16 protein-coding genes are annotated in these 14,969 nt (G+C 60.9%); 1 reads left to right on the forward strand and 15 read right to left on the reverse strand.

Annotated elements, in window-relative coordinates:
- Positions 1–37 precede the first annotated feature (37 nt).
- From JLC71_RS00605 to JLC71_RS00665, 13 genes are all read right to left on the reverse strand, one after another.
- The gene (locus JLC71_RS00605) at positions 38–349 is read right to left on the reverse strand and encodes a DUF2322 family protein (RefSeq protein WP_200916759.1); all 312 of its coding nucleotides are present in this window, start codon (positions 347–349) and stop codon (positions 38–40) included.
- A gap of 36 nt (positions 350–385) precedes the next feature.
- Positions 386–1,300, reverse strand: coding sequence for an HD-GYP domain-containing protein (locus JLC71_RS00610; protein WP_200916760.1), 915 nt, complete (start codon positions 1,298–1,300; stop codon positions 386–388).
- 115 nt (positions 1,301–1,415) lie between these two features.
- The gene (gene iscX, locus JLC71_RS00615) at positions 1,416–1,616 is read right to left on the reverse strand and encodes a Fe-S cluster assembly protein IscX (protein WP_200916761.1); all 201 of its coding nucleotides are present in this window, start codon (positions 1,614–1,616) and stop codon (positions 1,416–1,418) included.
- The gene (locus tag JLC71_RS00620) at positions 1,613–2,098 is read right to left on the reverse strand and encodes a YbaK/EbsC family protein (RefSeq protein WP_200916762.1); all 486 of its coding nucleotides are present in this window, start codon (positions 2,096–2,098) and stop codon (positions 1,613–1,615) included. Before JLC71_RS00620 ends, iscX begins: the two co-directional genes overlap by 4 nt.
- Before the next feature lies 1 nt (position 2,099).
- Positions 2,100–2,438: an ISC system 2Fe-2S type ferredoxin gene (fdx, locus tag JLC71_RS00625; RefSeq protein ID WP_200916763.1), complete on the reverse strand. Its 339-nt coding sequence runs from the start codon at positions 2,436–2,438 to the stop codon at positions 2,100–2,102.
- Positions 2,439–2,452: 14 nt separating this feature from the next.
- Positions 2,453–4,309, reverse strand: coding sequence for a Fe-S protein assembly chaperone HscA (gene hscA / locus JLC71_RS00630; RefSeq protein WP_200916764.1), 1,857 nt, complete (start codon positions 4,307–4,309; stop codon positions 2,453–2,455).
- Positions 4,310–4,379: 70 nt separating this feature from the next.
- A complete protein-coding gene (gene hscB, locus JLC71_RS00635; RefSeq protein WP_200916765.1) occupies positions 4,380–4,913 on the reverse strand; it encodes a Fe-S protein assembly co-chaperone HscB in 534 nt (177 codons plus the stop codon).
- A 41-nt stretch (positions 4,914–4,954) separates the two neighbouring features.
- Positions 4,955–5,278 carry an iron-sulfur cluster assembly protein IscA gene (gene iscA, locus JLC71_RS00640; protein WP_200916766.1) on the reverse strand — a complete coding sequence of 108 codons (324 nt, stop codon included), beginning with the start codon at positions 5,276–5,278 and terminating at the stop codon, positions 4,955–4,957.
- Between the two features lie 54 nt (positions 5,279–5,332).
- Positions 5,333–5,713 (reverse strand): Fe-S cluster assembly scaffold IscU, encoded by a 381-nt coding sequence (gene iscU, locus JLC71_RS00645; RefSeq protein WP_200916767.1) that lies wholly within the window; start codon positions 5,711–5,713, stop codon positions 5,333–5,335.
- A 161-nt stretch (positions 5,714–5,874) separates the two neighbouring features.
- A complete protein-coding gene (locus JLC71_RS00650; RefSeq protein ID WP_200916768.1) occupies positions 5,875–7,083 on the reverse strand; it encodes an IscS subfamily cysteine desulfurase in 1,209 nt (402 codons plus the stop codon).
- 26 nt (positions 7,084–7,109) lie between these two features.
- Positions 7,110–7,598, reverse strand: a complete 489-nt coding sequence (gene iscR, locus JLC71_RS00655) for a Fe-S cluster assembly transcriptional regulator IscR (RefSeq protein ID WP_200916769.1) — start codon at positions 7,596–7,598, stop codon at positions 7,110–7,112.
- A 113-nt stretch (positions 7,599–7,711) separates the two neighbouring features.
- Complete coding sequence (gene cysE, locus JLC71_RS00660; RefSeq protein WP_200916770.1) at positions 7,712–8,464, reverse strand: serine O-acetyltransferase; 753 nt, start codon at positions 8,462–8,464, stop codon at positions 7,712–7,714.
- Between the two features lie 344 nt (positions 8,465–8,808).
- Positions 8,809–10,269, reverse strand: coding sequence for a catalase (locus JLC71_RS00665; RefSeq protein ID WP_200916771.1), 1,461 nt, complete (start codon positions 10,267–10,269; stop codon positions 8,809–8,811).
- 234 nt (positions 10,270–10,503) lie between these two features.
- On the opposite strand from JLC71_RS00665, the gene JLC71_RS00670 reads away from it, so the two are divergent.
- The gene (locus JLC71_RS00670) at positions 10,504–12,126 is read left to right on the forward strand and encodes an alpha-D-glucose phosphate-specific phosphoglucomutase (RefSeq protein ID WP_200916772.1); all 1,623 of its coding nucleotides are present in this window, start codon (positions 10,504–10,506) and stop codon (positions 12,124–12,126) included.
- Positions 12,127–12,272: 146 nt separating this feature from the next.
- Here JLC71_RS00670 and JLC71_RS00675 read toward each other — a convergent pair whose 3' ends face one another.
- Both JLC71_RS00675 and argJ read right to left on the reverse strand, forming a co-directional pair.
- The gene (locus JLC71_RS00675) at positions 12,273–13,478 is read right to left on the reverse strand and encodes a hypothetical protein (protein WP_200916773.1); all 1,206 of its coding nucleotides are present in this window, start codon (positions 13,476–13,478) and stop codon (positions 12,273–12,275) included.
- A 225-nt stretch (positions 13,479–13,703) separates the two neighbouring features.
- Positions 13,704–14,933 carry a bifunctional glutamate N-acetyltransferase/amino-acid acetyltransferase ArgJ gene (gene argJ / locus JLC71_RS00680; protein WP_200916774.1) on the reverse strand — a complete coding sequence of 410 codons (1,230 nt, stop codon included), beginning with the start codon at positions 14,931–14,933 and terminating at the stop codon, positions 13,704–13,706.
- Positions 14,934–14,969 lie beyond the last annotated feature (36 nt).

Here is a 14,969-nt window from a genome sequence, read left to right on the forward strand (position 1 = left end):
GCTGATTCAGCGGCTTTTTCTATTGGCTAAATAACGTTCAGGCCGCAATCAGCCGCACCGCCAGCGGCGTGCCGCCGTCGATCTGCGCGATCAGCCGATCGATGTTCGGGTGCTTGCCCGGGAAGGCTTCGGCATCGGCGGTGTGCTCGGCATACAGGCGCAGGCCCTTGTCGGCGGCGATGGCATCGATGGCGCCGAATTCCTGATACAGCGCGTGATACACGCGCACGCTGCCGGCCTGACCGGGTTTGTTCTCGATGCGCGCGACGATCTCGTCGCCGTGCAGCAGTTCCAGCGCGGCGAGGTGGTCGATGGCCGGCAGGGTGTCGAGGGTATCTTTGAAGTTCATGGTGTTGAAACTCGTATCGGGATCGGAAGGGATGGTTTAGTTGTCGCTGCCCAGCGCATCGCGGCCCCAGATGGCCTCGGCGTTGAGTGCGGCTATGGGCGTGTCGACAATCGCGACGACGCGGAATTCGGCTTGCCGGGTATCGCGCTCGATCACTTCGCTCCCGCTAAGCACTGCAACGCGCGGCGCATCGGCGTGCTCGCCGGGAGCGCGGACGACGCCGGTTTCGCCATTGACGAGCGAGACGGTGCTACCGGGCGGATAGACGCCGACGGTTTCGGTGAACAGCCGCGCCAGCTTGGCATCGACATCGCCGGCCAGGCTTTGCTTCAGCGCGGCGTCGGCGTGCTGTGCGTGCCGCCAGGCGCTTTGGGTCAGCAGCGCGCAATAGCGGTCGGCCAGACCGAGCAGGCGCGCTTCGAAGCGAATCGCATCGCCTTGCAGTTGCTGCGGATAGCCGCTGCCATCGGGCACTTCGTGATGCTGCAGCACGCAATCGAGCCACAGCGTATCGGCGACGCCCAAGAGGCGCAGCGCATCGCGGCTGCTTTGCGGATGCTGCTGCATGGCCTCGCGCTGCTCGGCGCTGAGCGGCGTGGTTTGCGTCGCCAGCGTGGTCTGCAGTGCCTGCATGCCCAGATTCATCGTCAGCGCGGCGGCCAGCACCGGCAGGCGTTCGGCGCGCGGGTAGCCCAGCCGGGCGAGCACCAGTTCGACCACGATGGCGACATCGCAGGCGTGTCGCGACGGGTAGGCACTGCGCTGGTCGAGCAGGATTTGCGCCAGCGCGACACTGCTGTTCTGGGCGCAAGCCAGTTGCACTGCCTTGGCGATGGTGAGGATGTCGGTGGCGAACGGCGTGTCGCGGCCGCCATCGGCCAGCAATGATTCAAGACGGTGGCGGGCGGCGCGGACAAGTTGGGCAGGGCTGAGAGCGGTGGCGGGTGGCATGGGATCTGGGCTCGGTCGTGGCGACGATTCTAGCCTATCTACCGTAGTAAGCTGGGCAGCAAAAAGGCCAACGTCCTTTGCCGACGTTGGCCTAACGGTCTTGCGGGGACGACGCTCAGTCTTCGTCGGCTTCGTCGATCCACGCCAGCTGGATCGCTTCGAGAATCTTTTCGCCGCAATGCTTGGGGTCGTCGTTGAAATCCGGCAGCGCCATCACCCAGTTGCGCAGGTCGACGAAATTGACCTTGAGCGGGCTGATTTCCGGGTGGGCTTCGGAGAGTTCGATGGCGATCAGACGGCTATCGGTCCATTTCATGGCTGGCTTTCCTCTTTGATTTTGGCGACGCGGCCGCCGGTGAGCGTGACCAGATGCTGCGGTGCCAGCGCGAACACGCTGTTCGGCGTGCCGGCGGCGGCCCACAGTTCGGCATGAGCAAGCAGGTCTTCGTCGATCAGCGTGATCGGGGCTTCGGCATGGGCGATCGGCGCGACGCCGCCGATGACGAAACCGGTCTTGGCACGAACGAAGTCGGCATCGGCACGGCCGATTTTCTCGCCGACCAAGGCCGCAACGGTTTTCTCGCAGACGCGATTGGCGCCGCTGGTCACGACCAGCACATGGCGCTCGCTGGCTTTGGCGCGCAGGATCACCGATTTGGCGATCTGCGCCACGCTGCAGCCGATCGCCGTGGCGGCATCTTGCGAGGTGCGGGTCGACGCGTCGAATTCGACGATGCGGGTTTCAACGCCGGCAGCCTCAAGCGCAGCGGCAACGCGTTGCTGGCTCTCGGACGCCATTTTAGTGGTGCTCGCGCGCGAGGTTGATGGTGTATTTGGGCAGCTCGACCACCAGCTCGGCATCGGCGACCAGCGCCTGGCACGACAGCCGTGAGCACGGCTCCAGCCCCCAGGCCTTGTCGAGCTGGTCTTCTTCCAGCTCTTCGGCGGGTTCGAGGCTCTGAAGGCCTTCGCGGATCAGCACATGACAGGTGGTGCAGGCGCAGGACATCTCGCAAGCGTGTTCGATTTCGATATCGTTTTCGAGCAGCGCTTGGCAGATCGATGTGCCGGGCTTTGCATCGAACACCGCGCCCTCGGGGCAGAGTATCGGGTGAGGCAATACAACAACTTGGGTCATGGTTTTCGGTCCCCTTAGAAGTCGCTGACCTTGTGGCCAGCCAGCCCGCGGCTCACGGCTCTATCCATCCGGCGAGCGGCAAAATCGCTGCTGGTCTGATTGAGCGCTTCGGCCACGGTGCGAATGAGATGGGCATCGTCGCCGGTATTGGCGGCTTGCGATGCGGCCAGGGCGGCGTCGATATCGGCGCGCTCGGCGGCGTTCAACAGATCGCCATCCTGAGCTAGCGCGGCCAGCGTGGCGTTGATGATGCCTTCGGCATCGACGCGGGCTTCGGCGAGCTTGCGGGCTTCGAGGTCGTCACTGGCGTGCGCCATCGAATCACTGAGCATGCGGCCGATTTCGTCGTCCGACAGCCCGTACGACGGTTTGACGACGATGCTCGCGGCAACGCCCGAGCTTTGCTCCTGCGCCGACACGCTCAACAAGCCATCGGCGTCGACCTGGAAGGTCACACGGATGCGTGCCGCGCCGGCGACCATCGGCGGAATGCCGCGCAGCTCGAAGCGTGCCAGCGAGCGGCAGTCGGATACCAGCTCGCGCTCGCCCTGCAGCACGTGGATCGCCATCGCGGTCTGGCCATCCTTGAAGGTGGTGAATTCCTGCGCGCGCGCGGTCGGGATGGTGCTGTTGCGCGGGATGACCTTCTCGACCAGGCCGCCCATTGTTTCCAGGCCGAGCGACAGCGGAATCACGTCCAGCAGCAGCCAGTCGTCGTCGCCCTTGTTGCCGGCGAGCACATTGGCCTGCATCGCCGCACCGATGGCGACGACCTTGTCCGGGTCGAGGTTGGTCAGCGGCGGCTTGCCAAACAGTTCGGCGACCGCGCGGCGCACGTGCGGCATACGCGTGGCGCCGCCGACGAGGACGACGCCCTTGATGTCGTTGGCCGACAGCTTGGCATCGCGCAGCGCGCGTCGCACCGGGGTGATGGTTTTCTGCACCAGATGTGCGGTGATCTGCTGGAAGACCTCGGCCGTGAGTTCGACATCGATGACTGTGTCGTCCGAGAGTTTGGCGGTGATCTGCGCGTGATCGTGGTCGGTGAGTTCTTCCTTGGCCTGACGCGCGCGGGTCAGCAGCAGGCGTGCGTCCTTGTCGTTCAGCTTCGAGAGCTTGGCTTCTTCGAGTATCCAGCAATACAGCCGGTGATCGAAGTCGTCGCCGCCCAGTTGCGAGTCGCCGCTGGTTGCGCGGACTTCGAACACGCCGCGCGTGAGCTCGAGAATCGAGACGTCGAAGGTGCCGCCGCCGAGGTCATAGACGACGTAAGTGCCTTCGGCCGCATTATCCAACCCGTAGGCAATGGCTGCGGCGGTTGGTTCGTTCAGCAGGCGCAGCACGTTCAGGCCGGCCAGCCGCGCGGCATCCTTGGTGGCCTGGCGCTGGGCATCGTCAAAATAAGCCGGGACGGTGATCACCGCGCCGACGAGTTCGCCGCCGAGGCTCTGCTCGGCGCGGGCGCGCAGCGCCTTGAGGATGTCGGCCGAGACTTCGACCGGGCTTTTGATCCCGCCCGCGGTCGAGAGCTTGAGCATGCCCGGCTCGTCGACGAAACGGTAAGGCGTGGCGGCATCGGCAACGTCGGTCAGTCCGCGGCCCATGAAGCGCTTGACTGAGACGACGGTGTTGGCCGGGTCCTGATTGAGTTTTTTCTGTGCGCCGTGGCCCACCGTGACAACGCCGTCGGCGGCGTAGTGGACGATGGACGGCAGCAACATGCGGCCGGCGTCGTCGGGCAGACAGGCTGCGCTGCCGCTACGGACGGTTGCGACCAGCGAATTGGTCGTGCCAAGGTCGATGCCGACCGCGAGGCGGTGCTGGTGCGGCGCGGCGGAAAGGCCGGGCTCGGAAATCTGCAGTAGGGCCATGGTTCGCAGCTAGTAAAAACGTGTTTGCACGTGGGCGCGGGCGGGGTAGTGGAACCCGCGTTCGCCAACGCTAAAAAAGCACCGATTCGATGGCATCGCCGATTTCCTCGTTCAGCTTTTCGAGGAAGCGCAGCTTGCGCACGGCCATCGCGGCGGCGGGGTAATCGCGATCGATATCGATAAGATCGCCCAGTTCTTCGGTCAGCGCGGCGGTCTCGGTGGCCAGATCGCGGTTGAGTGCTTCCAGCGCATCAACACTGCGGCCGGCACGGGTCTCGGCAATCGCTTCACGCCATTCCATCTGCGCCATGAGGAAATCAATCGGCATCGCCGTATTGGTTTCTTCCTCGGTATCGACGCCAGCGAGTGACAGCAAGTACCGGCCGCGCGCCAGCGGCGACTTCAGCGTCTGGTACGCCTCGTTGACGCGGGTGGCGATCTGCAAGCTCATGCGCCGCGTGGCGTCGTCATGGCTGGCGAAACGATCCGGGTGGTAGTCGGTTTGCAGCGCCTTGTAGCGCGCGTCGAGCGCACGGCGATCCAGCGCAAAGGTCTGCGGCAAATCGAAGAGCGTGAAGTGGGATTGGGCGAAATCGAAATTCATCAGCGATCCATCAGGCCGGCGCACAGGCCGGCCGGCGGGGGTCAGACGTGGAAGCTCTCGCCACAGCCGCACTCGTTCTTCACGTTCGGATTGTTGAACTTGAAGCCTTCGTTCAAGCCTTCCTTGGTGAAATCGAGCTCGGTGCCGTCGATGTACGCCAGGCTTTTGGCGTCGGTGTACAGGCGCACGCCGAAGCTTTCGAATACGAGGTCGTCTTCGACCGCGACGTCGACAAACTCCAGTTTGTACGCCATGCCCGAGCAGCCGGCGGTTTTCACGAACAAGCGAATGCCAAGGCCCTTACCGCGCTTGGCGATAAAGTTGGCGATGTGCTGTGCAGCAGGTTCGGTGAGTGTGAGAGCCATGTCTTGTTTACTCCTGAAACAGGCGGCGAGCTTGCGCCCGCCCCTGGCGCGACATCAGTCGTGCTTTTTCTTGTAGTCGGCCACGGCGGCCTTGATTGCATCTTCGGCGAGAATCGAGCAATGGATCTTGACCGGCGGCAAGGCCAGTTCTTCGGCGATCTGGGTGTTCTTGATCGACAGCGCTTCGTCCAGCGTCTTGCCCTTGACCCATTCGGTCACCAGCGAGCTCGATGCAATCGCCGAGCCACAACCGTAGGTCTTGAACTTTGCATCTTCGATGATGCCATCGGCGCCGACCTTGATCTGCAGCTTCATCACGTCGCCACAGGCCGGAGCGCCGACCATGCCGGTGCCGATCGCGTCGTCACCCTTGTCGAACGCGCCAACATTGCGCGGGTTTTCGTAGTGGTCGAGGACCTTTTCGCTGTATGCCATTTCGATTACCTCTGTTTCAGTGAGCGCCGGATCAGTGAGTCGGCACATTAACTATTCAATCGCGCCGCGCCGAAAGGGCAGGCTAGGCGCCGGTTCGCGAGGTGGGCATTATGCCCACGAGCGGGGCGGCAACAACGCCAGCCCGCACGCCGCGGATGCGATTAGTGGGCGGCCCATTCGATGGTCGAAATATCGATGCCTTCCTTGTACATATCCCACAACGGCGACAGCTCGCGCAGCTTGCCGATCTTTTCGTGGATCAGCTTCACCGCGAAGTCGATGTCGTCCTCGGTGGTGAAGCGGCCGATGCTGAAGCGGATCGAGCTGTGCGCCAGTTCGTCCGAACGGCCCAGCGCGCGCAGCACATAAGACGGTTCGAGCGAGGCCGAAGTGCATGCCGAACCCGACGACACCGCCAGGTCTTTCAATGCCATGATCAAGGATTCGCCTTCGACGAAGTTGAAGCTGACGTTGAGGTTGTGCGGCACGCGCTGTGCCATGTCACCGTTCAGATGCGTTTCTTCGATATCGGACAGACCGGCCCAGAGGCGATCACGCAGCATGCGGGTGCGCTCAAGCTCGGCGGCCATGTCTTCACGGGCAATGCGGAAGGCTTCGCCCATGCCGACGATCTGGTGCGTCGCCAGCGTGCCCGAACGGAAACCACGCTCGTGACCGCCGCCGTGCATTTGTGCTTCGAGGCGCACACGCGGCTTGCGGCGGATGTACAGCGCGCCGATGCCTTTCGGGCCATAGGTCTTGTGCGCCGACATGCTCAGCAGGTCGATCTTGAGCTTCTGCAGGTCGATTTCGACCTTGCCAGTGGCTTGAGCAGCATCGACGTGGAAAATGATCCCGCGTTCGCGGCAGATCTCGCCGATGGTTTCGACATCCTGGATCACGCCGATTTCGTTGTTCACGAACATGATCGACACGAGGATGGTATCCGGGCGCAGCGCGGCCTTGAACACGTCCAGATCGATCAGGCCGTCTTCCTTGACGTCCAGATAGGTGACTTCAAAGCCTTGGCGTTCAAGCTCGCGACACGGGTCAAGCACGGCCTTGTGCTCGGTCTTCACCGTGATGATGTGCTTGCCCTTGGTCTTGTAGAAGTTGGCCGCACCCTTGATCGCGAGGTTGTCTGACTCGGTCGCGCCCGAGGTGAAGACGATTTCCTTCGGGTCGGCGTTGAGCAAGGCGGCAACTTGTTCGCGCGCTTCCTCGACCGCAGCTTCCGCGTCCCAGCCATAGGCGTGCGAGCGGCTCGCCGGGTTACCGAAAATCTCGGTCAGGTACGGAATCATCTTTTGCGCCACGCGCGGATCGACCGGGGTGGTGGCGGAGTAATCGAGGTAGATCGGCTTCTTCATTGTGCGGGTGCTCCTGTGTGCCCGGACTATCGCTGGGCGGGAAATTCACTGTGTCGAACGTTGCGCGCATCGACGAGTACATTGGCGGCGTCTGCGCGGCGGCGCAGTTTTTCTTGCTGCTTCTCGACCAGTTGCGCCAGCGTGACCGACGAGAGAAATTCAAAGATGGTGGCGTTGAGCCCGCTCCACAAATCGTGGGTCATGCAGCGGTGCTCTTCCAGACAGTTTTCCTTGCCACCGCACTGGGTGGCATCGATCGGCTCGTCGACGGCGCAAATGATCGCCGCGACGGTGATTTCGCTTGAAGGTCGCGCCAGACAGTAACCGCCACCGGGCCCGCGTACGCTGTCGACGAGTTCGCGCCGGCGCAGCTTGCCAAACAGCTGTTCAAGATAGGAAAGCGAGATTTGCTGCCGCTCACTGATGCCGGACAGCGTCACCGGGCCACCGGCTTCGCGCAGGGCGAGGTCGAGCATGGCGGTAACGGCAAATCGGCCCTTGGTGGTCAGTCGCATCGTGCGCTCTTCAATCCTTCGATGATCGGTCTGATCGTAAAATACCCTAGCATTTTAGTCAACTAAAAACTTGACTGAATTACTCGGCTATTCCGACTGCGTCCGACGTCTGTTCATTCAACAATCTTGTTCAGATAGTTCGGATCGAACTGGTCGGTTTTGGCGCGTTCCGCGCTGCAATCGACGCCGAGTTGTTCGAGCTTCTTCAAGATCGCCTCGACCTTGGCATCGGTGTTGACCGAGTGATCCAGCAGGCCATGGATGGCCTTGACCACCGGGTCGTTGATGTCACCGGAAATGCCGTAAGCCGAGAAACCCAGTTGCTCGGCTTTTTGCATCCGTGCACTGTCGGTGCTCGATTCGATGATCCGCGCCGGATTGCCTACCGCAGTGGCGCCGGCGGGAACGGGTTTGACCACCACCGCGTTGGAGCCAACCTTGGCGCCGGCGGCAATGGTGATCGGGCCGAGGATTTTTGCACCGGCACCGACGATCACGCCGGCTTCCAGGGTCGGATGACGCTTGCCCTTGTTCCACGAGGTGCCGCCGAGCGTGACGCCGTGGTACAGCGTGCAGTCGTCGCCGATCTCGGCGGTTTCGCCGATCACAATGCCCATGCCGTGATCGAGAAACACGCGCTGGCCGATGGTGGCGCCAGGGTGGATTTCGATGCCGGTGAGAAAACGGCCGATGTGCGAGATAAAGCGCGCCAGCAGCTTGAAGTCACGCCGCCACAGGCCGTTGGCGACAACATGCAGCGTCAGTGCGTGAAAGCCCGGGTAACAGGTGATCACTTCCCAGACCGAACGGGCGGCGGGGTCGCGATCAAAAACGACTCGGATATTTTCACGCAGGCGGGCAAGCATGGCGGCGATGGTATGGCGGCAGAAAGTTGAGTATTTTACTCTACTTTACAAGGCAAGGCCAGCGCGCGATGTCGGTTCAAGTTATTGATTTTATTGGGAAAAATAGCGTGCCGCTATTCTTGGGTGATGGCCTGTTCGGGGTGGCTGCGCTTGTTTGGGCGATGGGTGTGCCCAGCGCATGCCAGCGCTGATTGCCGGCATGGAGCCCAGGCAGGATTGATCGGCACCCGAGCAGTATCAGGTCGTCTCTGAAACAGTGGCTGCGGCGTGCTCGCGGTTCAAAGGGCGGGGAGATGAAAAAACGGGCGCCTGAAGCGCCCGTTTTGCTTGGTGCGTGTATCGCCTTAAGCCGGAATGTCGCTCAAGGGAATACCCAGCAAATCGGCGATGCCCTTGCCATAGGCCGGATCGGCCTTGGTGCAGTTGCTCAGATGGCGGAGCTGGATCTCGCGCGGCGCACCGCCGATGTTGCGGGCGGTGTTCTCGAACAGCACCTGCTGCTGTGCCGGTGTCATCAGCCGGAACAGCGCACCCGGTTGCGAGTAGTAATCGGTGTCGACGCGATGATTCCAGTGGTCGGCCGCGCCTTCGAGCGCCAATGGCGGTTCGGCAAAATCGGGCTGCTGCTGCCATTCGCCGTAGCTGTTCGGCTCATAGCCGAGCGTGCCGCCGTGATTGCCGTCGGTGCGCATTGCGCCGTCGCGGTGGTAGCTGTGCACCGGGCAGCGCGGGGCATTCACCGGAATCAGGTGGTGGTTCACGCCCAGCCGGTAGCGCTGTGCATCACCGTAGGAGAACAAGCGCCCCTGCAGCATCTTGTCCGGTGAAAAACTGATGCCGGGGACAATGTTGGCCGGGTTGAATGCCGCTTGCTCGACTTCGGCAAAGAAGTTTTCCGGGTTGCGGTTCAGTTCCATGACGCCGACTTCGATCAGCGGGTAATCCTTGTGTGGCCAGATCTTGGTCAGATCGAAGGGGTTGTAAGGCACCTTGGACGCATCGGTTTCCGGCATGATTTGCACGAACAGCGTCCATTTCGGGAAATCGCCTTTTTCAAGGCTTTCGTACAGATCGCGCTGGTGGCTTTCTCTATCCTTGCCGCACACGGCTTCGGCTTCGGCATCGGTGAGGTTGCGGATGCCCTGTTGGGTTCTGAAGTGGAACTTCACCCAGTGCCGCTCGTTCTGGGCATTGATGAAGCTGAAGGTGTGGCTGCCGAAGCCGTGCATGTGACGGTAGCTGGCGGGAATGCCACGGTCGCTCATCACGATGGTGACCTGATGCAAGGCTTCCGGTAAGGAACTCCAGAAATCCCAGTTGTTCTTGGCGCTGCGCATATTGGTGCGCGGATCGCGTTTCACTGCGTGGTTCAGATCGGGAAACTTCAACGGATCGCGCATGAAGAACACCGGCGTATTGTTGCCGACCAGATCCCAGTTGCCTTCTTCGGTGTAGAACTTCAAGGCAAAGCCGCGGATATCGCGCTCGGCATCGGCCGCGCCGCGCTCGCCGGCCACGGTGGTGAAGCGTGCGAACATCTCGGTTTTCTTGCCGACTTGCGAAAAGATTTTTGCCTTGGTGTATTTGCTGATGTCATGCGTAACGGTGAAGGTGCCGTAGGCGCCGGAGCCCTTGGCGTGCATGCGCCGTTCCGGGATTACTTCGCGATCAAAATGGGCGAGTTTTTCCAGAAACCAGACGTCTTGCAGCAGTTGCGGGCCGCGCGGGCCGGCGGTCAGAACGTTCTGATTGTCGGCGACGGGACAGCCACTATTGGTTGTCAGCTTTTTCTTGTCATCACTCATATTGCGCTCCTTCGTGTGGGCCGGTCAGCGTGTTGGGTCAAGGGGAAGGAACACGGTTCCGGCTGCATCCAATTTAGGGTATTCGTTATTGGAATGCCTTGAGATTTCGCAGTAAATTGATCGCTAAAAGCACATGTTTCCCTTGTGATGCCTGTCATTGGGCGGGCGGGCAACGATCGGGTTAAGATACGTTTTTCCCGCCTTGCAGGCGGTGTCAACTTGCATGATTCCCCCATGACCATTCAAACCATTTCCACCCGCGCGTTCGACGGCCAGAAGCCCGGCACCTCGGGCCTGCGCAAGAAAGTCACCGTGTTCCAGCAGCCACACTATCTGGAGAACTTCGTTCAGGCGATTTTCGACACGGTGCCGCTGGCAGGTTGCACGCTGGTGCTCGGCGGCGACGGCCGCTTTCATAACCGCGTGGCCGTCGACACCATCGTGCGCATGGCTGCAGCCAACGGCGTGGCGCGGGTGCTGGTCGGGAAGGGCGGGCTACTGTCGACGCCGGCGGTCAGCTGCGTGATCCGCAAGCACGGCGCCGCCGGCGGCATCGTCCTCTCGGCGTCGCACAATCCCGGCGGCCCGGATGGCGATTTCGGCATCAAGTACAACATCGGCAACGGCGGCCCGGCGCCCGAGAAGATCACCGACGCGATCTACGCCGTGACGCAGACGATCAGCGAATACAGGATCACCGAGTCGGCCACGTTCGATCTCGACACCCTCGGTCACTACCAAGTCGGCGACATGATGGTCGACGTCATCGACCCGGTCGACGACTACGCCGAGCTGATGCAGCAGCTGTTCGATTTCGATGCGATCCGCGCCTGGTTCGCCGCCGGCCACACGCTGCGCTTCGACGCGATGAGCGCCGCAGCTGGCCCGTATGCGACGCGGATTATCGAAGGACTGCTCGGTGCGCCGACCGGCTCGGTCGTCAACGGCGTGCCGCTGGAAGACTTCGGCGGCCACCACCCGGACCCGAATCCGGCGCATGCGACCGAGCTGATCGATGCAATGCGCAGCAACAATGCACCGGATTTTGGCGCAGCCAGCGATGGCGACGCCGACCGCAATATGGTCGTCGGCCGCAAGCACAACGTCTCGCCATCCGACAGTCTGGCAGTGCTCGCCGCCAACGCCACGCTGATCCCGGGCTACGCCAAGGGCCTGGCCGGCGTGGCGCGGTCGATGCCGACGTCGTGCGCCGTCGACGTCGTCGCGCGCGAGCTGGGCATCGAATGCTTCGAAACGCCGACCGGCTGGAAATTCTTCGGCAACCTGCTCGACGCCGGCAAGGTCACGCTGTGCGGCGAGGAAAGCTACGGCACCGGCTCCGACCACGTGCGCGAGAAGGACGGCGTCTGGGCCGTGCTGTGCTGGCTCAACCTCGTCGCCACAACCGGCAAGTCGATCGACGAACTACTCGAAGCACACTGGGCACGCTTCGGCCGCCATTACTATAGCCGCCACGATTTCGAAGGCATCGATACCGCCGCCGCCAACACGCTGGTCGACGGCCTGCGCGCCAAGTTGCCTCTACTCGCCGGCAGTGAAATCGCCGGCAAACGCGTCGTGCTCGCCGACGACTTCGCCTACGACGACCCGGTCGACGGCAGCCACAGCGCCAAGCAGGGCATCCGCGTGATCTTCAACGACGGCGCGCGCATCGTCTACCGGCTCTCCGGCACCGGCACCGACGGTGCGACGCTGCGGGTGTATCTGGAACAACCCGAGCGCGAGCGTTTGGATCTGGATGCGCAGGACGCGCTGGCGCCGCTGATTGCCGCATCGCGTGAACTGGCGAATATCAAGGGGTTGACTGGAAGGGATGCGCCGACGGTGGTGACTTGATCGGTTTGATCAATTGTGCAAACAGCAACGCCGGCATTAGCCGGCGTTGCTGTTTGGGTGTAGGTGAATTAGGTCCCTAGCTCTTGAAATAAAATGCGGGCCTTAGTCAGCTTGCCTGATTGAGAGATAGGCCGGCATTTCTTTATTTACTTTTTAAGGGCCTTGACAAGTTCTATTGCCAAATCTTTTACTGCTGCAGCATCAAGTGGGTTGTTCGCGGTGTGTGCTTCTACCGTTTTTCCGAAGTACGAGGGAGTGAGTTGCTCGCGAATCTGCACCTTTTTCTCTTCTGGCATGAGTTCAATGAAAGGGCCTATTGATGCAAGCTCGAGTTCCGTCTGTCTCGCTCGATCCGAGTTAGTTCGATGGCGTGCAGATTCGCGAGCGGTATACCAAGCAGGTGCAGTGATGGCTAAGGCATAAAGAAGACGAATCGCGACAGACCATGCGTTTTCAGATGAGAAAGGCTGGCCCCAAAATTTGATGAATGTTGCAGCTGCGACAGCAACACCGGTGCTGAAGATTGCAACAGTTACCCAACGCCAGAAATTGGCTTGGGTTGCCTCAGTATTTGCAATTTGTTGATAGTTCCCCGTGACGCCGATGTTACCGACAACTTGAACAATGCGAGCGGCTTGAGTGCGTTGATCTTCTAGATTGGTGATTAGTGCTGCACTTTCGATCCTGGATTCATTTTCAAAAACCTTGAAGTCCTTTCTCAGTTCGGAAACGGCAGTCTCAAATATACTTGCTCGATCAGTTTCTTTTTGCGCAAACAACTGCTCAAGCTTCGCAACTGTAGCTACTGCCTCCGCACGTTCCTTGGCAGCCCCTTCTGCGAGAGTATCAAGCCTTGCTGCTTGAGTTTCGGCTTGGGTTGTAAGTTCGTGAAGCCTTGCGGCTAAGTCGTCTCGTTGTGCTCCGAGCTGTCGGATGGATTCACGCGATACGGTGGCTTGGGATTCCAGTAAGTGGGAAAAAGAGTTTTGAGACAGGTTTTGAAGCTGAGGGACAAAACCCCAAAGGTGCGGAAGCACGTTTTGATCAAACTGTGCGGCAGCATTGCTAAGGTGTCCTGGATTCTTGTTTGCTAGAAATGCTGTTAGCTCGCTCAATGGGGTTTGTAGTCCGTTTTGAAGCTGACTAAGTGCATGAGTACTGGTTAGTTCTGCCGGTGTGCGATGGAGTAATTCATTAATCGCGTGAGCTATTGCAAATACCTTATCCCGAGCAAACGCGTACTGCTCACTACTCGCTACACTCGGCTCAGCAAATTCCGGCGCGGCTTGCATCTCAAGAATTTGAGATACTAATGCTCTTACTGGATGGTCTTTGTATGCGGATGCTGACACCGAATTCCTCCCGTATTTTTAGGTGTTGTTAATGCAGTGAATATAAAAATATGTCGACGCGTCTGATAATGTTGGCGATTTATGATGTTCTGTTTTTTTATTGCAATAAAATTTCTTCGAGTGTGCACCGCGTCCGTGTTGTGCGGTGTGTTGCCGCGCCCATCCGAGCTAAAATTAAAAAACGCCGGTAACATTGCCGGCGTTTTTCCAATTACAGCGCATTCATCAAGACCGGTAATCTGCATTGATCTTCACGTAGTCATAACTGAAATCGCACGTCCACACCGTCGCTTCGACATCGCCGCGATTCAGCTTCACCGTGATGGTGATTTCGGACTGTTTGAGCACGCGCTGGCCGTCTTCTTCCTTGTAGTCCGGATGGCGGCCGCCGTCTTTGGCGACGAGGACGTCGTCGAGCCAGACTTCGAGCTTGTCGACATCAAGCGCGTCGACGCCCGAGTAGCCGATCGCGCAGAGGATGCGGCCGAGGTTGGGGTCGGAGGCGAAGAAGGCGGTTTTCACCAGCGGCGATTTGCCTATCGCGTAGCCGACCGTTTTGCATTCGTCCCGGGTCTTGCCACCCTCTACCTTGATGGTCATGAACTTGGTTGCGCCTTCACCGTCGCGGATGATGGCCTTGGCGAGGTACTGGCTGACTTCGAGCACGGCGTCGCGCAGCAGCGAGAAATCGGCCGAGGCTTCGTCGTTGATTTCGGCGTTGCCGGCCTGGCCGGTGGCGGCGAGGATGAAGCTGTCGTTGGTGCTGGTGTCGCCGTCGACGGTGATCGAGTTGAACGAGCGGTCGGCGGCCCACTTCACCAGTTCCTGCAGCAGCGACTGGCTGATGCAGGCGTCGGTGGCGACGTAGCCGAGCATGGTGGCCATGTTCGGGTGGATCATGCCGGCGCCCTTGGCGATACCGGTGATGGTGACCAGCTTGCCGCCGATCTGCACTTGCAGCGATTTCGCTTTCGGTGCGGTGTCGGTGGTCATGATCGAGTACGCGGCGGCGGCCCAGTTGGAAGGCAGCAGATCGGCCTTGGCGGCAGGCAGGGCGGCGATGATCTTCTCGTGCGGCAGCGGTTCGAGAATCACGCCGGTCGAGAACGGTAGCACTTCGACCGGGGCCACGCCCATCAGCTCGGCGGTGGCGAGGCAGATCTTTTTGGCGCGATCAAAGCCATCCAGCCCGGTGCCGGCATTGGCGTTGCCGGTGTTGATCACCATGGCGCGAATCTCGCCGGTTTCGGCCAGATGGCTCTGGCAGATACGCACCGGCGCAGCACAGAAGCGGTTGAGCGTGAACACACCGGCCACGCGCGTGCCCGGGGCGAATCGGAACACCGTCACGTCCTTGCGGCCGACCGTCTTGACGCCGGCGGAGGCAATGCCGATTTCAACGCCGGCGACGGCGTGCAGTTGGGCGGGATCGAGTTCGGGCAGATTCACGGGCATGGCGGGGCTCTCAGGTCGGCGCAGGAAAAGGGCGAG

The sequence above is a fragment of the Jeongeupia sp. HS-3 genome (assembly GCF_015140455.1).
Lineage (GTDB): Bacteria > Pseudomonadota > Gammaproteobacteria > Burkholderiales > Chitinibacteraceae > Jeongeupia.